Here is a 22,523-nt window from a genome sequence, read left to right on the forward strand (position 1 = left end):
CTGATAGAATCCTTAAAAATAGTTCATGAAGTTAGTTTTACTAGTCTTTTCGATTTTTGTTTTTTCATTATTTTCTAACGCCCAATTAAAGGGGGAGCTTACTGTAACAGACTCTTCAGGGGCGATAACCAACGCACATATTAAAGTAAATATACATTCCGGTGAAGGCCCATACCGGTATTACTGGAATAGTGAAAGTGCCTCCATTTATCAGGATGAATTGAATGATGTGATGGAAGGAAGTGATGTTCGTGTCACTGTTGTTGATCAAAACAATGATTCTCTGCATCTCGAAACGAGGATTCCTATTACAAGCACGATGGAAAGAATGGAGTCAATAATGAAGCCTATTGTTGATTTTGTTGCTGAGGAATTATTTTTTAAGCCGATATATAGCCAGAAAGTGATGGTTGATTCGATGATCCTGCAAACTCCATTTTTTGATCAGGAAATTAATTTTTCGCTTAAAAAATGGCTGGTTGAAGATGGTGCTCGTGTAAAACACGAGCAACCCATAGCAGAGATTATACGTGATACGAACTTGATGTACTTATATGCAGTAGGTGATGGAGTTCTGCATCAAATGGTACAGCCCGGAGATGATTTGTTTGTTCTGGGTAGAATGAATAATAAGTTGCCGAGGAAACTGGCGTATGTTCGCTACGATGAAGAGCGATTATTTATGAACCCTAATCACACAACGAAAACAACGGGAGTTCCGCTGATTGTTGTTTGGCTAGTTCTGGGAGCGCTATTTTTTACCATAAAAATGAAGTTAATTAACTTCAGAGGAATCCCGCATGCTTTGCAGTTGGTGAAGGGGGCATATGATAATCCGGATGATAAAGGGGAAGTATCCCATTTTCAGGCTTTAGTAACTGCCTTAAGTGGTACGGTAGGATTAGGGAATATTGCGGGGGTGGCAGTTGCAATCTCTTTAGGAGGTGCAGGAGCTACCTTTTGGATGATCGTAGCCGGATTATTAGGAATGGCTTCCAAGTTCATAGAATGTACATTAGGTGTAAAATACAGAACATTGGACGAAAACGGTGTTGTATCAGGTGGACCGATGTACTACTTATCCCGTGGATTGGAAAAGCGAAATATGAAAGGTCTTGGTAAAGTCCTTGCTTTTGTTTTTGCTATTCTTTGTATCGGCGCTTCCTTTGGAGGAGGTAATATGTTTCAGGCTAATCAGGCTTTTGCTCAGGCGAGTGGAGTTCCCGGGTTGGAATGGATGAAAGAATACGGAATTTATTTCGGAATCCTGATGGCATTCTTTGTAGGTATTGTTATTATCGGGGGAATCAAATCAATTGCACGGGTAACAGATAAAGTTGTTCCGGTAATGGTTGGTGTATATGTGTTGAGTGCATTGATCATTATTTTTATGAATATTACAGAAGTAGGGGATGCTTTTGGACAAATTGTTGATGGAGCCTTTAATGCTGCTTCGATACGTGGAGGAGTGATAGGAGTGTTGATTGTCGGCTTCCAACGTGCAGCATTTTCGAACGAAGCGGGAGTTGGGTCTGCATCAATTGCGCACTCAGCCGCTAAGACGGAAGAACACGTTAGTGAAGGAATTGTAGCTTTACTGGAGCCGTTTATTGATACGGTAGTTGTGTGTACGATGACTGCACTGGTTTTAATTTTTACCGGATTTGCACGAGACCCTCAAGGGTTTGAAGGTGCTGAGCTGACAACAAATGCTTTTGCTACGGGACTGGGACCATGGGCGATTTATGTGTTGGCATTTGCGGCAGTATTATTTGCTTTTTCAACCATGATTTCATGGTCATATTATGGATTGAAGGCCTGGACGTATCTGTTCGGTAATACCCGGAAAATGGAAAATTTATATAAAGTTATTTTCCTTGGATTTGTAATTCTGGGAAGTTCTATCGGATTGGGAAGTGTTCTTGATTTTTCAGACATGATGATCCTGGGCATGGCTTTTCCTAATATCCTTGGTCTGGTTCTTCTGTCAGGAGAAGTCCGAAGGGATCTTTCCGATTACATGAACAGAGTGAAAACAGGAGTGATTCAAAAATTCAAATGATGTGAATAATGATAAACATACCAGGTTGAAATTTACCACAAAAGAGAAAAGAGGTGTTCTGGTTATCTTTGTGGTGATGATTCTGGTGGTTATCATTCCCCGTTGGCTTTATCAAAATAAGTCACCACTTATGTTTGTCATATCTGGATATCAGGATTCGCTACAGGAAGAAATTCAGAGCACTATCATACAGTCTGAGAAAGAAAAGAAATCCGGAGGTTCGATTACTAAAAAGAGTAAGACAAAACCGGAACATCAACTTCACCCTTTTGATCCGGATACATTATCAAAAGAAAATTGGCAGCAATTGGGTCTGTCTGAAAAACAAAGTGAGGTACTGCTAAACTATAAAGAAAGATTAGGTGGTTTTACTGAAATCGAAAACTTGTATAAGGCATTTGTTCTCGACTCCCAGAAAGTCAAAGAATGGGAGCCTTTTCTTCAATTCAATCGAAAGAAAGCTGATTTACCGATTTATGATTTGAATACGGTAACAGCTGACGAGTTACAATCCCTAAAAGGAATCGGACCGACACTATCCTTACGTATTATAAAGTATAGAGATGCATTAGGTGGATTTTATTCAATTTCCCAATTACAAGAAGTATATGGGCTACCTGATGAAACATATTTGAATAGTATTTCTCGTCTCGAAGTTCGTTCAAAAGAACTCCGAGTTATTCCAATTAATAACATTTTGGCTGACTCATTGCGTAAACACCCCTATATCGATTATAAAAGTGCTCAACTCATAATTAAGTACCGCGAACAGCATGGAGCTTATGAATCCAAAGCCGATTTAGAGAAAATAAAAGCTTTTGAAGATGATTTTATACAAAAAATAGAACCGTATTTTAACTTTGCGCCATGATACTTGAAGAAAAATTGAAGAGTGAAATCAGGGATGTTCCCGATTTTCCGGTTCCGGGAATAATCTTTAAAGATATTACCCCGATAATGATGAACCCAGTACTATCAAAAGAAGTACTGGAAGAACTAAAACAAAGTGTTTTGGATTTGGGAATAACCAAGATTGCGGGAATAGAGAGTCGTGGCTTTTTATTTGGTTATCCTCTGGCTATGGAACTCGGACTCCCTTTTGTACTGATAAGAAAGAAAGGAAAATTGCCATATCACAAGGTGAGTCATGCGTACGCACTTGAATATGGGCAGGCTGAAATTGAGATGCATATTGACGCGGTTAATGAGACAGATACGGTTTTAATCCATGATGATTTACTAGCTACAGGAGGTTCTGCTTCGGCGGCAGGTCAGTTGGTGAATAACTGCGGAGCGAAAGTGGCAGGCTTTTCGTTTCTTGTTGAGCTCGAATTTTTGGGGGGAAGAGAAAAACTACTGCCGTTTACAGAAAATATTCTTACTTTAGTGCGCTATTAATTGTTAAATATAATCTTTAAACTGCAGTAAATTATGGATTTTCTTTCAAATGAAAATCAGCGTATGATCGCTGATATGGTAAGGAATTTCGCTGAAAAAGAAATACGCCCGCACTTTATGGAATGGGACGAAACTCAGGAGTTCCCGGTAGAAGTGTTTAAAAAACTGGGAGAACTGGGGCTGATGGGAGTTTTTATCCCTGAGGAATACGGAGGATCTGGATTTGGGTACCACGAGTATATTACAGTAATTTCTGAAATTGCAAAAGTATGTGGATCAATAGGATTATCTGTAGCAGCTCATAATTCGTTATGTACAGGTCACATTTATTACCATGCTTCTGAAGAGCAAAAGAAAAAGTACCTTCCTAAATTGGCTTCAGGAGAATGGATCGGAGCATGGGGATTGACAGAAACAGGTACTGGATCGGATGCAGGAGGAATGAATACAACAGCTGTACGCGAAGGTGACGAATGGGTATTGAACGGTTCTAAAAACTTCATTACACATGGTAAATCAGGTAATGTAGCCGTTGTTATTGCAAGAACAGGTGAAAAAGGAGATTCGCGCGGTATGTCAGCTTTTATTGTTGAGAGAGGTACCCCTGGTTTTTCAGCCGGAAAGAAAGAAAATAAACTAGGGATGAGAGCTTCGGAAACAACGGAGTTGATTTTTGAAAATTGTCGCATTCCGGCCGGAAATCTTATCGGAAAAGAAGGAGAAGGTTTCATTCAGGCTATGCAGATTCTTGACGGAGGGCGAATTTCAATTGGAGCACTTGCTTTAGGGATTGCTAAAGGAGCTTACGAAGCAGCGTTACAATATTCAAAAGAGAGAGAACAGTTTGGGAAATCAATTTCGAAATTTCAGGCGATAGGTTTCAAACTGGCGGATATGATTACTGAAATTGATGCCTCGGAGTTGCTGTTACATAAAGCGGCTGAGTTGAAAAACAAGAAGCAACCAATGACGAAAGAGTCTGCAATTGCCAAGTATTATGCTTCCGAGGTAGCATGTCGCGTAGCGAATGAAGCAGTTCAGATATTCGGAGGATATGGGTATACAAAAGAATTCCCGGCAGAGAAGTTCTATCGTGATGCTAAGCTTTGTACAATTGGTGAGGGGACTTCCGAAATCCAAAAACTGGTAATTTCCAGAGAAATTTTGAAATAAGTATTGTTGATAAAAAATAATGTTTATATTTGCACACCATTTTTGAAATTAATTGAATTTTTAGATATGTTAATTATTCCTGTAAAAGAAGGAGAGAACATCGAGAGAGCTCTCAAAAGATATAAGAAAAAGTTTGAAAAAACGAATGTGATGCGTCAATTGAGAGATCGTCAGCAGTTCACAAAACCATCCGTTGAAAATCGTCAGGAAAAGATTCGTGCTGCATATAAGCAACGTTTACGTTCGGAAGAGATCTAGTAACGGAAACTTTTTTAGAAAATATACGTTAGGGGACTATAGATAGTCCCCTTTTTTTATGTTGAAACATTTTGAAGATTATTTAAGGAAAGAGAAACGGTATGCGGAGCATACAGTGACGGCTTATATGAAAGACATAGGTGATTTCTATGAGTTTGCAGAGCTTTCTGAAATAGATACGAGACAATTATCAGAAGTTCACTATCAATTGATCAGGGGATGGATGGTGTCACTACTTGATCAGGGGATTTCAAATAGAAGTGTTAACAGGAAATTATCATCATTACGAACTTTTTTTCGCTGGGCTTCTGCTGAAGGAATTGTGACCGTTAATCCCATGTTGAAAGTGAAGGGTCCCAGGTCAGAAAAAAGACTTCCGGAATTTGTCCGTACGAGCGAATTGGATTTGGAGCGAACTGAGCCTTTGTTTTCAAAAGACTTTTTTGGGGAAAGAGATCGACTGCTCCTGGAGATATTTTACCAGACAGGAATTCGTCTTTCGGAATGTGTTGAGCTCAAAGAAAAAGATGTTAACCGAGGGAGTATAAAAGTGCTTGGGAAGCGTAATAAAGAGAGAATAATCAGTATTTCTCCGGAGCTTTTTAATGACCTGGAAAAACTCATGCAAATGAAGCGGAAAGAAGAGTTTTTTTCAGACTATCTTTTTGTGACGGATAAGGGTGTTAAAATGTATCCGAAATTTGTTTATAGAAAAATTAATAAGTACCTTTCTAAGGTAACCAGTTTGCAGAAACAGAGTCCGCATGTACTGCGACACACATTTGCAACGCACCTGCTAAACGAAGGGGTGGATATTGAAGTGTTAAGAGAGATTTTAGGGCATGCTAATCTGGCTGCAACACAGGTATACACGCACAACTCGTTTGCGAGAATTAACGAGATTTACAAATCAGCCCATCCGCGTGGGCACAAAAAAGAATGATTATGGATACAAAAGTTCATTCCGTACATTTTACAGCAGATGTAAAACTGGTAGATTTTGTAAATTCAAAGGTCAATAAGTTGCGGTTATTTTTCGGCAACATAGTTTCCAGTGAGGTATTTTTGCGATTAGATAAGTCCACGGAGAGGGCAAATAAGATTGCTGAGGTTCGTGTTTTACTCCCCGGGAAAGAACTTTTTGCAAAGAAACAGGCAAAAAGTTTTGAGGAAGCAGCCGACCAGGCCATAGAAGCGTTGCGAAGACAGGTAAAAAAATATAAAGGGAAGAAAGAATTGAAATAGATTGTTAGTCAGTATATTAATGAATAGGGAAGGCGTTAACGCCTTCCCTATTTTAATTTTTTTTCATATTTTTTTTCTGAAACTGTTTGCGGATTACTTTTTTTTCCTACATTTGCAAACCCAAACGGGACAACGTTCTTTAAAAGACAAGCCGATATAGCTCAGTTGGCCAGAGCAGCTGATTTGTAATCAGCAGGTCGTGGGTTCGAATCCCTCTATCGGCTCATTTATTTTATTGTGTTGGGGGGATACTCAAGCGGCCAACGAGGACAGACTGTAAATCTGTTGGTGTACACCTTCGCAGGTTCGAATCCTGCTCCCCCCACAACCCAGTATTGCAAGTTAGGCGGGAGTAGCTCAGTTGGTAGAGCGTCAGCCTTCCAAGCTGAGGGTCGCGAGTTCGAATCTCGTCTCCCGCTCTTAATTTTCAATACCTGAATTTGCCGATGTAGCTCAGGGGTAGAGTGCTTCCTTGGTAAGGAAGAGGTCACGGGTTCAAATCCCGTCATTGGCTCTGCAGACAAGGGGACTCACTCGAAAGGGTGAATTTTGGTGTTTGTTGAGGTTAGATTTGTATTTTTTTAATAAGTAATAAATAAAAAACCTAGGTAACAATGGCTAAGGAAACATTTGATCGTTCCAAACCACACGTAAACATTGGAACAATCGGTCACGTTGACCACGGAAAGACTACATTGACAGCTGCGATTTCATCAGTATTGGCTAATAAAGGTCTTGCACAGATGAGAGATTTCTCATCAATTGACAACGCGCCAGAGGAAAAAGAGCGTGGTATTACAATTAACACTTCTCACGTTGAGTACGAAACAGCTAATCGTCACTATGCACACGTTGACTGTCCTGGTCACGCCGATTACGTGAAAAACATGGTTACTGGTGCGGCTCAGATGGACGGAGCTATCCTTGTAGTTGCTGCTACAGATGGTCCGATGCCTCAAACTCGTGAGCACATCCTTCTAGGTCGTCAGGTTGGAGTTCCTCGTATCGTAACTTTCTTGAACAAAGTTGATATGGTGGACGATCCAGAGCTTTTAGAGCTTGTTGATATGGAGGTTCGTGAATTGTTGTCTTTCTACGGATATGACGGTGATAACGCTCCTGTTATTCAAGGTTCTGCTCTTGGAGCATTGAACGGTGAAGACAAGTGGGTGAAAACAGTTGAAGAATTGATGGATGCTGTTGATAGCTACATCGAGCTTCCTCCACGTGATGTTGATAAGCCATTCTTGATGCCGGTTGAGGACGTATTCTCTATCACAGGTCGTGGTACAGTTGCTACAGGACGTATCGAAACAGGAGTTATTAACTCTGGTGACGAGGTTGAAATCCTTGGTATGGGTGACGAGAAAATGAAATCAGTTGTAACTGGAGTTGAGATGTTCCGTAAAATTCTTGACCGTGGTGAAGCTGGAGATAACGTAGGTCTTCTTTTGAGAGGTATTGACAAAGCTGATATCCGTCGTGGTATGGTTATCGCTAAGCCAGGATCAATCACTCCTCACACAGATTTCAAAGCTGAGATCTATGTATTGAAGAAAGAAGAAGGTGGTCGTCACACTCCATTCCACAACAGATACCGTCCACAGTTCTACTTCCGTACAACTGACGTGACAGGAGAAATCATCCTTGAAGAAGGACGTGAAATGGTAATGCCTGGTGACAACGTTACAATTACAGTTAAATTGATTGTACCTGTAGCGATGGATAAAGGACTTCGTTTTGCAATCCGTGAGGGTGGTAGAACTGTAGGTGCTGGTCAGGTAACTGAGATTATTGCATAATATATAGCGATATCATAAAAAGGGAGGCTTTTTGTCTCCCTTTGTTTACGGGCGTAGCTCAGCTGGTAGAGTAGTGGTCTCCAAAACCATTGGTCGTGGGTTCGAATCCTACCGCCCGTGCAAAACTTAAAAAAGTGGCAAATTTTAAAGAATATATTGCAGAAACGGTGAACGAAATGGTTCACAAAGTAACATGGCCAACCTGGAAAGAACTACAGAGTAGTACAATCCTTGTAGTTGTTGCTTCCGTTCTGTTCGCTTTAGCTATCGCTCTAATGGATTATGTTTTTGGTGCACATGATGTAGCTGATCCGAATACGTTCTGGAAAGGCTTGTTAGGTAGTTTTTACAATATGTTTAAATAGGCATCAATAGAATGGGAGAAATAAAGAAAAGATGGTATGTGGTCAGAGCCGTTAGTGGAAAAGAAAAAAAGGTTAAGGAATATCTTGACCTTGAAATTTCGCGTTTGGGGCTAAATGATTACGTTTCTCAGGTATTGATTCCTACTGAAAAAGTATTTCAAATCCGTAATGGGAAAAAGATAAGTAAGGAGAAAGCGTATCTTCCGGGATATGTTCTGATAGAAGCAGCTCTTGTTGGAGAGGTGCCTCACGTAGTTAAGAACATTCCGAATGTAATTGGTTTTCTGGGAGCCGAAAAAGGTGGAGATCCAATGCCAATGCGCCAATCCGAGGTTTTCCGAATTTTAGGTAAGGTTGATGAACTGGCTGAAACGGAAGAAGAAATGAATATTCCTTTCGTTGTCGGAGAATCTGTTAAGGTTATTGACGGACCGTTTAATAACTTTAATGGTATTATAGAAGAAATCAACGAAGAGAAAAAGAAATTGAAAGTAATGGTCAAAATATTTGGCCGAAAAACACCTTTGGAACTCAACTATATGCAAGTTGAGAAAGAAGGTTAAACTTGTATTAACCGTAGCAGTGATTGTGCAACATCCTTGAATGCTTCCTGTTGTACACACGTTATGACTACATAAAATAAAAACAAATGGCTAAAGAAGTAGCAGCATTGATCAAATTGCAGGTCAAAGGTGGTGCAGCCAATCCTTCTCCTCCTGTAGGACCCGCTTTGGGTGCGAAAGGTGTAAACATCATGGAGTTCTGTAAGCAGTTTAATGCTAGAACTCAGGATAAACCAGGGAAGGTATTGCCTGTTGTTATTACTGTTTACAGTGATAAATCCTTTGATTTCATCATTAAAACCCCTCCGGCAGCAGTTCAGTTATTGGAAGTGGCGAAAATTAAGAAAGGTTCATCAGAGCCAAACCGTTCTAAGGTAGCATCGCTTACCTGGGATCAGATTCGTCCTATTGCTGAAGATAAAATGGCAGATTTGAATTGTTTTACAATCGAATCGGCAATGCGTATGGTTGCGGGTACTGCAAGAAGTATGGGAATTACTGTTAAAGGTGACTTTCCTGGTCAAAACTAAATTACTGTTGAATTATGGGACGTATAGCTAAGAAAAGAAAAGAAATCCTTGCCAAATATGACTTGGATAAAGCGTACTCACTTGACGAGGCATGTAATTTAGTGAAGGAAATCACTACGACTAAATTCGATGCTTCGGTTGATATCAGTGTGCGCCTTGGAGTTGATCCACGTAAAGCCAACCAAATGATTCGCGGAACAGTTGCTCTTCCTCACGGAACAGGAAAAGATGTACAGGTACTTGTACTTTGTACTCCTGATAAAGAAGAAGAAGCAAAAGCAGCTGGTGCTGATTATGTTGGTTTGGATGAGTATATCGACAAAATCAAACAAGGTTGGACTGATGTTGATGTGATTATCACAATGCCTTCTGTTATGGGGAAAGTTGGAGCACTTGGACGTGTTTTAGGTCCACGTGGTCTTATGCCAAACCCAAAAACAGGAACGGTAACTATGGAGATTGGTAAAGCGGTTCAGGAAGTGAAAGCCGGGAAAATTGATTTTAAAGTAGACAAATATGGTAATATCCATTCAGGTATTGCTAAAGTAAGCTTTGAAGGAGATAAAATCCGTGACAATGCAAAAGAAATTTTGCAGACGCTTATTAAGATGAAACCTGCTGCGGCGAAAGGTACTTATATTAAGAGCATTCACTTAAGCTCTACTATGAGTCCAAGTATCCAGATAGATCCAAAATCAGTTGTAGCTTAAAAAATTGTAAAGATGACAAGAGAAGAAAAAGCACAGTATATTGAGGAGCTAACAGCAGACTTATCACAGGCAGGCGTTTTTTACCTTGCGGATACTTCAGGTTTAACTGTTGAAAGTGTTAACGCTTTGCGAAGAAAGTGTTTCCAGGCAAATATCGAGATGCGTGTTGTGAAAAACACGTTACTTGAAAAAGCGATGGAACAAGTTGAAGGTGTCGATTACTCTGATTTAAAAGGAGTGTTGGCAGGACCTACAGCTATCTTCTTTGCTGAAGTGGGTAATGCACCTGCAAAACTTATCAAAGATTTCCGTAAAAAGAATGAAATTCCTCGTTTGAAGGGAGCTTTTGTTGAAGAAGCTATTTTTATCGGTGATAACAACCTTGAGTTCTTGACAAATATCAAGAGTAAGGAAGAGCTTATCGGTGAAATTATCGGACTTCTTCAGTCTCCTGCTAAAAACGTTATTTCAGGACTTAAAGGAAGCGGTGGTAAAATTGCTGGTCTCCTTAAAACGCTCTCGGAAAGAGAAGCATAATTTTTTGTTAATTAATTATTTAGAACCTTTTTAAAATTTAATAAAATGGCGGATTTAAAAGAAATCGCAGAAACGTTGGTTAACCTTACAGTAAAAGATGTTAACGAGTTAGCTGATATCCTTAAAGAAGAGTATGGAATTGAGCCTGCTGCTGCAGCTGTTGCTGTTGCTGCTGGTCCTGCTGCTGCTGGAGAAGCTGCTGAAGAAAAGACTGAGTTCGACGTAGTGTTGAAAGCAGCTGGTGGTAACAAACTTGCAGTAGTTAAGCTTGTGAAAGAATTAACTGGTCTTGGTTTGAAAGAAGCTAAAGAAGCAGTTGATGCAGCACCTGCTAACTTGAAAGAAGGAGTTTCTAAAGACGAAGCAGAAGCACTTAAAAAATCTCTTGAAGAAGCTGGAGCTGAAGTTGAGATTAAGTAATCATATCATTGATTTTACGGTATAGGCACAGCCAAAATGGCTTGTGCCTATACCTGTTTATTTGCACATTTGTGCCATTTGGTCGATTGTACTAATTAAATTTAAAAGCCTTGGCGACAACAAGCAATACTTCACAAAGAATATCTTTTGCATCGAGCAAAAGTCAATTTGATTATCCGGATTTTTTGGATATTCAAATTAAGTCGTTCCAGGAATTTTTCCAGTTGGAAACGACTCCTGAAAACCGCGAACATGAAGGTCTGTATAAGGTGTTCTCTGAGAACTTCCCGATTACGGATACAAGAAACCAGTTCGTATTAGAATTTTTGGACTACTTTATTGATCCGCCTCGTTACACAATAGAAGAGTGTATTGAGAGAGGGTTAACATACAGTGTCCCACTTAAAGCGAAATTAAAATTGTACTGTACAGACCCTGAACACGAGGACTTCGAGACTATCGTGCAGGATGTGTATTTGGGTACAATACCTTATATGACGCCAAAAGGATCTTTCGTTGTAAATGGTGCTGAGCGTATTATCGTTTCTCAGTTGCACCGTTCTCCGGGAGTATTCTTCGGCCAAAGTCGTCATGCTAACGGAACGAAGTTATATTCGGCACGTGTAATCCCGTTCAAAGGTTCCTGGATGGAATTTGCTACGGATATCAATAGTGTGATGTATGCATATATCGATCGTAAGAAGAAGTTACCTGTAACAACACTTCTTCGTGCTATCGGATATGAAAGCGATAAGGATATTCTGGAGATTTTTGATCTTGCGGACGAGATTAAAGTTAATAAGACAAATCTTAAAAAGTGCGTTGGTCGTAAATTGGCTGCCAGAGTATTGAAAACATGGATAGAAGATTTCGTTGATGAAGATACAGGAGAAGTTGTGTCAATTGAACGTAATGAAATTCTTCTTGACCGTGAAACTGTTATTGAAGAAGAACACATAGATTTAGTTATCGATAGTGGAGCTAAGTCTATTATTCTACATAAAGAGGATGTAAACACAGCGGATTATACAATTATCTATAACACGCTTCAAAAGGATACATCTAACTCAGAGAAAGAAGCTGTAGAGCACATTTATCGTCAATTACGTAATGCTGAACCACCAGACGAGGAAACAGCACGTAGCGTATTCGATAAGTTATTCTTCTCTGATTCGCGTTACGATTTAGGTGAAGTGGGTCGTTACCGAATCAATAAGAAGCTCTATCAGGAAAACGTTGAGGACTCAAGAGTTCTTACCAAGGCTGATATTATTTCTATCATTAAATATTTGATTGAGTTGGTGAACTCAAAAGCAGATGTTGATGATATCGACCACTTAAGTAACCGTCGTGTTCGTACGGTAGGAGAGCAATTGTATGCTCAGTTTGGTGTTGGACTTGCACGTATGGCAAGAACAATTCGTGAGCGAATGAACGTTCGTGATAACGAAGTATTTACACCAATTGACCTTATTAATGCAAAAACGCTTTCATCTGTGATCAACTCGTTCTTCGGAACTAACCAGTTGTCACAGTTTATGGACCAGACGAACCCTCTTTCTGAGGTAACACACAAACGTCGTATGTCTGCACTCGGGCCTGGTGGACTTTCCCGTGAGCGAGCAGGATTTGAGGTGCGTGACGTTCACTATACACACTACGGTCGTCTTTGTACAATTGAGACACCTGAAGGACCAAACATTGGTTTGATTTCTTCACTATGTGTGTTTGCGAAAGTGAATAAACTTGGATTTATTGAAACTCCTTACCGTAAGGTAGAAGACGGAAAAGTGAAACTGGAAGAATCTCCTATTTACCTTTCTGCTGAGGAAGAAGATAATAAAACAATTGCACAGGCGAATGCTATTATTGATGATAAAGGTAAATTTATCAATGATAAAGTAAAAGCACGAATGGAAGGTGACTTCCCGGTTGTTGAGCCGGAGAGTATAGACCTGATGGACGTTGGGACAAACCAGATTGCATCTATAGCAGCATCATCGATTCCTTTCCTTGAGCATGATGATGCGAACCGTGCATTGATGGGATCTAACATGCAGCGTCAGGCAGTTCCGTTATTAAAGCCGGCATCTCCTATAGTAGGGACTGGAATTGAGCGTTTGGTTGCGCGTGATTCACGAGTACTTATCAATTCTGAAGGAGATGGAACCGTTGAGTACGTTGATGCAAATGAAATCGTGATTCGTTACGATCAGACGGATGAAGATCGCTTGGTATCTTTTGACGGAGACCTGAAAACATATACTTTGACGAAGTTCCAGAAGACAAATCAGGGAACTACAATGAACCTTAAACCGATTGTTAAAAGAGGAGATAAGGTTGAAAAAGGTCAGGTACTGTGTGAAGGATACGCTACGGAAAAAGGTGAATTAGCACTTGGACAAAACCTGAAAGTGGCTTTCATGCCATGGAAAGGGTACAACTTCGAGGATGCGATCGTAATCTCAGAGCGCGTTGTGCGTGAGGATGTCTTTACTTCTATTCACATTGATGAACATTCATTGGAAGTTCGTGATACAAAACGTGGAATGGAAGAACTTACAGCGGATATACCTAATGTAAGTGAAGAAGCAACCAAAGATCTTGATGAAAACGGATTGATCCGTATCGGAGCAGATATTAAAGAAGGAGATATCCTGATTGGTAAAATTACTCCAAAAGGAGAAACAGATCCATCGCCGGAAGAGAAACTATTGAGAGCGATCTTCGGGGATAAAGCTGGTGATGTGAAAGATGCTTCATTGAAAGCAGGTCCTTCACTTCGCGGAGTGGTTATCGACAAGAAGTTATTCTCCAGAGCTATCAAAGATCGTAAGACAAAAGCACAGGATAAACCAATCCTGGAGCAATTGGATTCCGAATACGATAAGGATTATGCATCACTAAAAGAAAAACTGGTTGAAAAATTACTGGTAGTTCTTGAAGGGCATAAATCAAATGGAGTGTTCAATAATTTCCGTGAGGAGATTATCAAAAAAGGTTCGAAATTCTCACAAAAGGCATTGTTCGCAATCGATTACACGATTGTAAATCCTTCGGAATGGACAACTGATGAACATACCAACAAATTAATTCAACGTTTGTTACACAACTTCAACATCAAGTCTAATGACTTGTTAGGAGCATACAAACGTAAGAAGTTCCATATTTCAGTTGGAGATGAACTTCCTGCAGGGATTATCAAAATGGCTAAAGTTTACGTGGCTAAAAAACGTAAGCTGATGGTTGGGGATAAGATGGCAGGACGTCACGGAAACAAAGGTATTGTAGCGAACATCGTTCGTGTAGAAGACATGCCTTTCCTTGAAGATGGAACACCGGTAGATATCGTATTGAACCCATTGGGGGTACCTTCCCGAATGAACCTTGGACAGATTTATGAAACAGTTCTTGGTTGGGCAGGTGAAAAATTAGGGTTGAAATTTGCAACTCCGATTTTTGACGGTGCTACTTTGGATGAGATAAATGAGTATTCTGATAAAGCTGGAATTCCACGTTCAGGTAAAACGTACCTGTATGATGGAGGTTCAGGAGAGCGTTTCCACCAAACGGCAACAGTAGGTGTTATTTACATGCTGAAACTGGCGCACATGGTAGATGATAAAATGCACGCTCGTTCTATCGGACCTTACTCACTTATTACGCAACAGCCGCTTGGAGGTAAAGCGCAGTTCGGAGGTCAGCGATTTGGTGAGATGGAGGTTTGGGCACTTGAAGCATTCGGTGCATCCAATATCCTGCAGGAAATTCTTACTGTAAAATCAGATGACGTTATCGGGCGTGCTAAGGCTTACGAAGCAATTGTAAAAGGTGACAATCTTCCTGAACCCGGAATTCCGGAATCGTTCAACGTATTGTTACACGAGTTGCGTGGTCTTGGTCTGAATATTACAATGGATTAAGATTCTCTATTAACGAAAACGATTTTTAGAAATGGCTTATAGAAAAGAAACACCAAAAAAACAAAGCAAGTTCTCCAAAATAACGATCTCTCTTGCATCGCCTGAGCAGATTTTGGAACAATCCAGTGGAGAAGTGCTTAAGCCGGAAACAATCAACTACAGAACATACAAGCCTGAGCGTGATGGTTTGTTCTGTGAGCGAATTTTCGGACCAGTGAAAGATTATGAATGTCACTGTGGAAAATACAAGCGTATCCGTTATAAAGGAATTGTTTGTGACCGTTGTGGTGTTGAGGTTACTGAAAAGAAAGTACGTCGTGAGCGAATGGGACACATCTCATTGGTGGTTCCGGTAGCACACATCTGGTATTTCCGTTCATTGCCAAATAAGATTGGTTATCTTCTTGGACTTCCAACGAAGAAACTGGATCAGATTATTTACTTTGAACGATATGTTGTAATTCAATCAGGTATTGCAACGAACCCTAACGGAGAGTCGTTAGAATATTTAGATTTCCTTACAGAAGAAGAGTATCTGGATATTTTGGATACACTTCCGAAGGAAAATCAATACCTGGAGGACAATGATCCGAATAAATTCATCGCTAAGATGGGAGCAGAGGCACTTCATGATTTGTTGAGCCGTCTGAATCTGGATGAAATGTCGTATGATCTTCGTCATAAGGCAAATAACGAGACATCTGTACAGCGTAAGAATGAAGCGTTGAAACGTTTACAGGTTGTTGAGGCAATGCGTGAATCACAGACGAGAATTGAAAACCGTCCGGAATGGATGATTATCAAAGTTGTTCCTGTTATTCCGCCGGAATTGCGTCCGCTTGTTCCATTGGATGGAGGACGTTTTGCAACTTCTGACTTGAATGATTTGTATCGTCGTGTTATTATCCGAAATAACCGTTTGAAGCGATTGATCGAAATTAAAGCTCCGGAAGTAATCTTGCGTAATGAGAAGCGTATGCTTCAGGAAGCAGTGGATTCATTGTTTGACAACTCACGTAAGGCAAGTGCTGTTAAGACCGAGTCGAATCGTCCGTTGAAATCCCTTTCAGATTCATTGAAAGGTAAGCAGGGACGTTTCCGTCAGAACTTATTGGGTAAACGTGTAGATTATTCGGCACGTTCGGTAATTGTTGTTGGTCCTGACTTGAAACTACATGAGTGTGGTCTCCCAAAGAATATGGCGGCAGAACTTTACAAGCCATTCATCATCCGTAAGATGATTGAGCGTGGTATTGTGAAGACGGTTAAATCGGCAAAGAAGATCGTTGATAAGAAAGAACCAATTGTTTGGGATATTCTTGAGAATGTATTAAAAGGACATCCTGTTCTTCTTAACCGGGCCCCAACTCTTCACAGATTGGGTATCCAGGCATTCCAGCCCAAATTGATAGAAGGGAAAGCAATCCGACTTCACCCATTGGTATGTACGGCATTCAACGCCGACTTCGATGGTGACCAGATGGCGGTTCACCTTCCATTAGGAAATGCTGCAATTCTAGAAGCGCAGTTACTGATGCTGTCTTCACACAACATCCTTAACCCTGCGAATGGTGCACCTATTGCGGTACCTTCTCAGGATATGGTGCTTGGTCTTTACTATATTACGAAAGGACGTAAGACAGATGAAGATCGTGTAATGAAAGGAGAAGGTAAAGTATTCTATTCTCCCGAGGAAGTTCAGATTGCATTGAATGAGCGTGCGTTGGATTTGCATACGCATATTAAAGTTCGTACAAAAGATCTTGATGAGAATGGTAATATCGTTACTTGTCTTATTGAGACAACAGCAGGTCGTGTTATCTTTAATGAATTCGTTCCGTTAGAAGTAGGATTCATTAATGAAGTATTGACCAAAAAAGCACTACGGGATATTATTGGTCACGTATTGAAAGTATGTGGTACCGCTCGTACAGCTCAATTCCTTGACGATATTAAGTCACTAGGGTACAGAATGGCATTCGAAGGTGGATTGTCGTTTAACCTGGATGATATTATTATCCCGAAAGAAAAAGAGATTCTGGTAAATAAAGCTGCTACTGAGGTAGAAGAGGTAATGATGAACTATAACATGGGATTGATTACCAATAATGAGCGTTACAACCAGATCATTGACGTTTGGACGCACACCAACTCGCGTTTGACACATACGTTGATGGAGCAGTTGAAGAATGACAAACAAGGATTCAACTCTATCTATATGATGTTTGACTCAGGAGCACGTGGATCGAAAGAGCAGATTCGTCAGCTTTCCGGAATGCGTGGTCTGATGGCGAAACCACAGAAGTCAGGTGCATCTACACAAGAGATTATTGAGAACCCGATTCTTTCTAACTTTAAGGAAGGTCTTTCGATTCTTGAGTACTTTATCTCTACCCACGGTGCGCGTAAAGGTCTTGCGGATACCGCTCTTAAAACGGCGGATGCGGGTTACCTTACTCGTCGTTTGGTGGACGTGGCACAGGATGTTATTATTAATGCGGAAGACTGTGGTACACTAAGAGGACTGGTAGCTACAGCACTTAAAAAGAATGATGAGATCGTAGAGTCACTTTACGAACGTATTCTTGGGCGTACTTCGGTACATGATGTATACGATGATAACGGAGTGTTGTTAGTAGCTGCAGGTGGAGAAATCAATGAAAGTATTGCTGCTGCAATTGAAAAAGCAGAAGTAGAAGAAGTTGAAATTCGCTCTGTATTGACATGTGAAATGAGAAGAGGGGTATGTTCGAAATGTTACGGACGTAACCTTGCTCACCACGGTCAGGCTCAGATTGGAGATGCAGTTGGAGTTGTCGCGGCACAGTCGATTGGGGAACCAGGAACACAGCTTACACTTCGTACGTTCCACGTTGGGGGTACCGCTTCGAACATTGCTGATGAAAACAGCCTTAAAGCGAAATACGAAGGTAATCTTGAAATAGAAGAACTACGTACGATTCGTAAAACAGATAACGAAGGAAATCCGATTGATGTTGTTTTAGGTCGATCAGCAGAGATGCGAATTGTTGATCCTAAAACAGGAGTAACATTGATGAATGCTAACATCCCTTACGGAGCTATCATGGTTTCGGAGAATAACACAAAAGTTAAAAAAGGTGATGTTATCTGTAAATGGGACCCTTATAACGCGGTAATTCTTTCTGAATTCGGTGGTAAAGTTGTCTTTGAAAATGTAATCGATGGTATTACTTACCGTGAGGAAGTCGATGAGCAGACAGGATTTACGGAAAAAGTAATTATCGAATCAAGAGATAAGAAGAAAAACCCTGAAATTCAGGTTGTCGATCCAAAAACAAAAGAAGTGTTACGTTCATACAGTATTCCTGTAAACGCACACATCTCTGTTCAGGATGGAGCGAAGATCGCAGCAGGGGATATCCTTGTTAAGATTCCTAGAGTTTCCGGTAAATCCGGGGATATCACCGGAGGTCTTCCACGAATTACAGAGCTTTTTGAAGCACGTAATCCATCAAACCCGGCAGTAGTTTCCGAGATAGATGGTATCTGTAGCTTTGGTAAAGTGAAGCGTGGTAACCGTGAGATTATCGTAGAGTCTAAAACTGGAGAAGTAAGAAAATATCTTGTTCCACTTTCGAAACATATCCTTGTACAGGAGAATGACTTCATCAAAGCAGGGAAACCTCTTTCTGACGGAGCTATTACACCAAACGATATCCTGAATATCGAAGGACCTACATCGGTACAGGAGTATCTTGTAAATGAGGTACAGGAAGTTTACCGACTACAAGGGGTGAAAATTAACGATAAGCACTTTGAGGTAATTGTACGTCAGATGATGCTTAAAGTTGAAATCGAAGATCCGGGAGACACAAAATTCCTTGAAGGACAATCTGTTCATAAAGCAGATTTCATGGAAGAAAATGACGGTATTTACGGAATGAAAGTTGTCGAAGATGCCGGAGATTCTACAAACCTTAGAGCAGGACAGATTATTACAGCTCGTAAATTACGTGATGAAAATTCACAATTACGTCGCCAGGATAAGAAGTTGGTAGTAGCACGTGAAGCAGTTCCGGCTACATCGAAACCATTGCTTCAGGGTATTACCAGAGCGTCTCTTCAGACTCAGAGCTTTATTTCGGCTGCTTCCTTCCAGGAAACAACCAAAGTTCTTAATGAAGCTGCAATCGGAGGTAAGGAAGATCACCTGTTAGGATTGAAGGAAAATGTGATCGTAGGTCACTTGATTCCTGCCGGTACGGGAATGAGAGAATTCCAAAACTTACTTGTAGGTTCTCAGGAAGAATACGAAGCGATTAAAAAATAAATAACCAAAAAAGGCAGGATGATCGTCCTGCCTTTTTTATTAGAAATAATTACCATGGAAAACAAAAACGATAACCAGATCAATATTGAGCTTCCGGAAGAGGTAGCGGAAGGAACTTATTCCAACCTTGCTATCATTACACATTCACAATCGGAGTTTATAGTAGACTTTATTCAGGTAATGCCGGGAATGCCGAAAGGGAAAGTAAAGTCACGTGTGGTTATGACACCACAGAATGCGAAACGACTTATGTTGGCCCTAAATGATAATATTAAAAAATTTGAGCAGGCACATGGAGAGGTTTCTTTGGGAGATGGAAACCCAATGATTCCGCCTATAAATTTTGGCGGAACCAATAACCAGGCATAAGAAAATAGAAGCTCCTAAAAGGAGCTTTATTTTTTTGGCAGAATTTTTGAATGATAGTAACTATATTCAGCTATTGAGTTATTAAAATGATGAGAGAATTACTGTTAATAGTAGTAAGTGTTGTGATGGGACTGGGAGTTGTCGGACAGACTGTTCCGGATAAGACCTCTTATGACTTTGGAGAACTGTATGCACATTCTGACAGATTTGTAGACATCTATTTTAAGAATACCGGAGAGAAAAATGCTTTCTTTCTGCGTTTGGATAAACTTCCCGAAGTGACGTATCGTATATCCGGTTCGACATTTGCCCCTGATAGTTCTATTGCAATTCGTTTTCAGGTAAATCCAAAGAAAAAAGGGCGGTTTACTTACGCAATACCTGTTTACTTTTCAAATCTGAATGAGCCGATAACCGTAAAACTAAAGGGAGAAGTTGTCGACTTACCTCCGACTACGGATATGGCTGCTTTCCAAAACTGTCCGGATTTTACCCAAAATCCTGGTGACGGAAACCCTCTTGATTTTACCCTGACAGTTGTTACCGTTGAAAAAGGTTCAGGTAAGGTACTGTCAAAATCTGATGTTGCACTGCTGCAAAATGGGCAGGTAATTGGTCAGTGGAAGACAGATAGAAATGGAAAAATAGTGAAAAGGGTTCCGTTAGGCTACTCCTATTTTTATGGCGCACATGATGGATATGTGCCGGCAGAACTCGGTGCTTATATCAATTTCCGGAGGAATTATATTGTGCTGGAACTAGAAAAAAGAGAAGAAGACCTACTGGTTGTAGAACAAGATGTTCCGGAAGAAGAACCACAGGAAGAAATTGTAATCGAAATAGAAGAAGAACCGGAAAATGAGGAAATAGTGATTATTGAAGAACCGGATATTCCTCAGGAAGAAATTACATTTGAGCCCGAAGAAGAGATAGTGACAGAGGTTCCCGGTTTGAGAGATATACCCTTAGATAATTTTGATCCGACATATTTTAAACCAAACAACCTGGTGTTTGTACTGGATGTTTCTACTTCTATGAGAGCGGGAGATCGATTTGAACTACTCAAGTATGCTTTGTATCAGTTAATGGATTATATCCGGCCTGAAGACAAGATTGCATTGGTGACGTATGGTTCTGATGCCAGGGTCGTATTACCAACTACCAAAGGAAGTAATAAAGATCGGATGAAGAAGGAAGTTGAAGATCTGAAAGCTTCGGGGTTTACGGCAGGTGGTAAAGGAATTAAGCTGGGGTATAGCCTTGTGAAAAAAGGATTTATCCAAAATGGAAACAACCAGGTGTTTGTAATAACGGATGGAGCATTTAACAGGGATTCTGAAGATTATGAGCGATACGTAAAAAGATATACGAAAGAGGGCTATAAGTTATCAGTTGTCGGAATCAAGAATGCTCCGAAAGATGAATCAAAAATGCGTGAAGTTGCCGAACTTGGAAATGGTAGATACGTTCCTGTCTTTAAACTTTCAGATGCACAATGGAATCTGATACATGAAATCAGAGAAGCATCTTTTAAAGGGCAATGATAATTCAGTAGATTGAACTATTTTACGAACTTTTGCGTTAACTTTACTACCATGAAGAAGTTCCTGATCATCGTATTTTTAGCTCTTTTCGCTCAACAAACGTATGCGTCGCAAATTCTGATTCCGATGGATAACCGGCAGACGAATCATCTGAAAGCGTATGGAGTCGCGTTCTGGGTACTGGAGCATGATGTAGTGATTGAGTGGTTATTGAATTATCGGGGAGGAGCATTTTTAATGCCATATCTGAATTCGATTGAAGAACAATTGATCATCAAAGGAGTCTCATACGAGGTGGTTGCTGATTCCCGTGTAAATGCTATTAAAACAGAAATAGCGAATCCGGAGGTGAATATGGAGGTGGTCCAATTGGAAGTAGCACCGAAAATTGCTGTATACACTCCTCAGGGCAAACAACCCTGGGATGATGCAGTGACACTTGTCCTGACGTATGCAGAAATACCTTATACGGAAATCTACGATACAGAGGTGATAAAAGGACAGCTACCCGAGTTTGACTGGCTGCATCTACACCACGAAGATTTCACAGGACAATACGGGAAATTTTACAATGCATACAAAAGTTACCCCTGGTATAAACAGCAGGTTGCTGAACTGGAGGCGCTGGCTTCAGAACTGGGGTATAATAAAGTATCGGAAATGAAACTGGGCGTGGCACAGAACATACGTAACTTTGTAGTGGCAGGAGGTTTTCTTTTTACCATGTGTTCGGGTACGGATAGCTTTGATATAGCCCTTGCTGCTCATGGGACAGATATTTGTGAAGTGATGTACGACGGAGATCCTATGGATCCGAAATGTCAGGAGAAACTGGATTACCAGATGACATTTGCTTTTGAAGATTTTACATTGGTCAAGAATCCACTGGAATATGAGTATTCAAATATTGACGCAACCAATGATCATAATAAGCTTACGGAGAATACAGACAAGTTCATGTTGTTTGAATTTTCAGCAAAATGGGATGTGGTCCCTACCATGTTGACCCAAAACCATACGAATGTTATCAACGGATTTATGGGGCAAACTACCGATTTCAGAACACAGTTTATAAAGCCGAATGTTCTGGTGATGGGGGAAAATAAAACGTTGGGGACAGCTCGCTATATCCATGGAGAACTAGGAAACGGAACCTGGACATTTTACGGTGGTCACGATCCCGAAGATTACCGTCACCTGGTAGGAGACCCTCCGACAGATCTGAACTTGTATCCTAATAGTCCGGGGTATCGACTTATTCTGAATAATATTCTGTTCCCCGCGGCTAAAAAGAAGAAGCAGAAGACCTGAT

At 40.5% G+C, this 22,523-nt stretch carries 19 protein-coding genes and 5 tRNA genes; all 24 read left to right on the plus strand.

Features of this window, described 5'->3' with window-relative positions; genetic code table 11:
- Window positions 1–25: 25 nt before the first annotated feature.
- The 24 genes from ABDZ97_RS05500 to ABDZ97_RS05615 all read left to right on the plus strand — a co-directional run bounded on the left by ABDZ97_RS05500 (window position 26) and on the right by ABDZ97_RS05615 (window position 22,522).
- Window positions 26–2,062, plus strand: coding sequence for an alanine/glycine:cation symporter family protein (locus ABDZ97_RS05500; RefSeq protein WP_343785573.1), 2,037 nt, complete (start codon window positions 26–28; stop codon window positions 2,060–2,062).
- A 1-nt stretch (window position 2,063) separates the two neighbouring features.
- A complete protein-coding gene (locus tag ABDZ97_RS05505; RefSeq protein ID WP_343785574.1) occupies window positions 2,064–2,933 on the plus strand; it encodes a ComEA family DNA-binding protein in 870 nt (289 codons plus the stop codon).
- Window positions 2,930–3,460: an adenine phosphoribosyltransferase gene (locus ABDZ97_RS05510; RefSeq protein WP_343785575.1), complete on the plus strand. Its 531-nt coding sequence runs from the start codon at window positions 2,930–2,932 to the stop codon at window positions 3,458–3,460. The genes ABDZ97_RS05505 and ABDZ97_RS05510 overlap by 4 nt, the downstream gene beginning before the upstream one ends.
- Window positions 3,461–3,493: 33 nt before the next feature.
- The gene (locus ABDZ97_RS05515; protein ID WP_343785576.1) at window positions 3,494–4,633 is read left to right on the plus strand and encodes an acyl-CoA dehydrogenase; all 1,140 of its coding nucleotides are present in this window, start codon (window positions 3,494–3,496) and stop codon (window positions 4,631–4,633) included.
- Window positions 4,634–4,699: 66 nt separating this feature from the next.
- Window positions 4,700–4,891, plus strand: coding sequence for a 30S ribosomal protein S21 (gene rpsU, locus ABDZ97_RS05520; RefSeq protein ID WP_343785577.1), 192 nt, complete (start codon window positions 4,700–4,702; stop codon window positions 4,889–4,891).
- 58 nt (window positions 4,892–4,949) lie between these two features.
- Window positions 4,950–5,834 carry a tyrosine-type recombinase/integrase gene (locus tag ABDZ97_RS05525; RefSeq protein WP_343785578.1) on the plus strand — a complete coding sequence of 295 codons (885 nt, stop codon included), beginning with the start codon at window positions 4,950–4,952 and terminating at the stop codon, window positions 5,832–5,834.
- Window positions 5,835–5,836: 2 nt separating this feature from the next.
- Window positions 5,837–6,136: an HPF/RaiA family ribosome-associated protein gene (locus ABDZ97_RS05530; protein WP_343785579.1), complete on the plus strand. Its 300-nt coding sequence runs from the start codon at window positions 5,837–5,839 to the stop codon at window positions 6,134–6,136.
- Window positions 6,137–6,286: 150 nt separating this feature from the next.
- Window positions 6,287–6,360: transfer RNA gene (locus tag ABDZ97_RS05535), tRNA-Thr, on the plus strand.
- A gap of 18 nt (window positions 6,361–6,378) precedes the next feature.
- Window positions 6,379–6,461 (plus strand) — tRNA-Tyr (locus tag ABDZ97_RS05540).
- Window positions 6,462–6,482: 21 nt separating this feature from the next.
- Window positions 6,483–6,555, plus strand: a tRNA-Gly gene (locus ABDZ97_RS05545).
- Between the two features lie 23 nt (window positions 6,556–6,578).
- Window positions 6,579–6,650 (plus strand) — tRNA-Thr (locus ABDZ97_RS05550).
- Between the two features lie 100 nt (window positions 6,651–6,750).
- Window positions 6,751–7,938 carry an elongation factor Tu gene (gene tuf, locus ABDZ97_RS05555; RefSeq protein WP_343785580.1) on the plus strand — a complete coding sequence of 396 codons (1,188 nt, stop codon included), beginning with the start codon at window positions 6,751–6,753 and terminating at the stop codon, window positions 7,936–7,938.
- A gap of 47 nt (window positions 7,939–7,985) precedes the next feature.
- Window positions 7,986–8,058 (plus strand) — tRNA-Trp (locus tag ABDZ97_RS05560).
- A 14-nt stretch (window positions 8,059–8,072) separates the two neighbouring features.
- Complete coding sequence (gene secE / locus ABDZ97_RS05565; protein ID WP_343785582.1) at window positions 8,073–8,303, plus strand: preprotein translocase subunit SecE; 231 nt, start codon at window positions 8,073–8,075, stop codon at window positions 8,301–8,303.
- An 11-nt stretch (window positions 8,304–8,314) separates the two neighbouring features.
- Window positions 8,315–8,866 (plus strand): transcription termination/antitermination protein NusG, encoded by a 552-nt coding sequence (nusG, locus tag ABDZ97_RS05570; RefSeq protein ID WP_343785584.1) that lies wholly within the window; start codon window positions 8,315–8,317, stop codon window positions 8,864–8,866.
- 86 nt (window positions 8,867–8,952) lie between these two features.
- Window positions 8,953–9,396, plus strand: a complete 444-nt coding sequence (gene rplK / locus ABDZ97_RS05575; protein WP_343785585.1) for a 50S ribosomal protein L11 — start codon at window positions 8,953–8,955, stop codon at window positions 9,394–9,396.
- A 14-nt stretch (window positions 9,397–9,410) separates the two neighbouring features.
- Window positions 9,411–10,106 carry a 50S ribosomal protein L1 gene (rplA, locus tag ABDZ97_RS05580; protein ID WP_343785586.1) on the plus strand — a complete coding sequence of 232 codons (696 nt, stop codon included), beginning with the start codon at window positions 9,411–9,413 and terminating at the stop codon, window positions 10,104–10,106.
- A gap of 12 nt (window positions 10,107–10,118) precedes the next feature.
- The gene (rplJ, locus tag ABDZ97_RS05585; RefSeq protein ID WP_343785587.1) at window positions 10,119–10,643 is read left to right on the plus strand and encodes a 50S ribosomal protein L10; all 525 of its coding nucleotides are present in this window, start codon (window positions 10,119–10,121) and stop codon (window positions 10,641–10,643) included.
- A 45-nt stretch (window positions 10,644–10,688) separates the two neighbouring features.
- Window positions 10,689–11,063 carry a 50S ribosomal protein L7/L12 gene (gene rplL / locus ABDZ97_RS05590; RefSeq protein WP_343785588.1) on the plus strand — a complete coding sequence of 125 codons (375 nt, stop codon included), beginning with the start codon at window positions 10,689–10,691 and terminating at the stop codon, window positions 11,061–11,063.
- 110 nt (window positions 11,064–11,173) lie between these two features.
- Window positions 11,174–14,986 (plus strand): DNA-directed RNA polymerase subunit beta, encoded by a 3,813-nt coding sequence (gene rpoB / locus ABDZ97_RS05595; RefSeq protein ID WP_343785589.1) that lies wholly within the window; start codon window positions 11,174–11,176, stop codon window positions 14,984–14,986.
- A 31-nt stretch (window positions 14,987–15,017) separates the two neighbouring features.
- Window positions 15,018–19,298, plus strand: a complete 4,281-nt coding sequence (gene rpoC / locus ABDZ97_RS05600; RefSeq protein ID WP_343785590.1) for a DNA-directed RNA polymerase subunit beta' — start codon at window positions 15,018–15,020, stop codon at window positions 19,296–19,298.
- A gap of 54 nt (window positions 19,299–19,352) precedes the next feature.
- Window positions 19,353–19,667 (plus strand): DUF3467 domain-containing protein, encoded by a 315-nt coding sequence (locus ABDZ97_RS05605; RefSeq protein WP_343785591.1) that lies wholly within the window; start codon window positions 19,353–19,355, stop codon window positions 19,665–19,667.
- A gap of 86 nt (window positions 19,668–19,753) precedes the next feature.
- Window positions 19,754–21,211: a VWA domain-containing protein gene (locus tag ABDZ97_RS05610; protein ID WP_343785592.1), complete on the plus strand. Its 1,458-nt coding sequence runs from the start codon at window positions 19,754–19,756 to the stop codon at window positions 21,209–21,211.
- Between the two features lie 51 nt (window positions 21,212–21,262).
- Entirely contained in the window at window positions 21,263–22,522 is a 1,260-nt protein-coding gene (locus tag ABDZ97_RS05615; protein ID WP_343785593.1) for an asparagine synthetase B, read from the plus strand.
- Window position 22,523: the final 1 nt, after the last annotated feature.

Origin of the sequence: Wandonia haliotis (assembly GCF_039523435.1) — a bacterium.
In the GTDB taxonomy this organism is placed as follows: Bacteria; Bacteroidota; Bacteroidia; order Flavobacteriales_D; family Crocinitomicaceae; genus Wandonia; species Wandonia haliotis.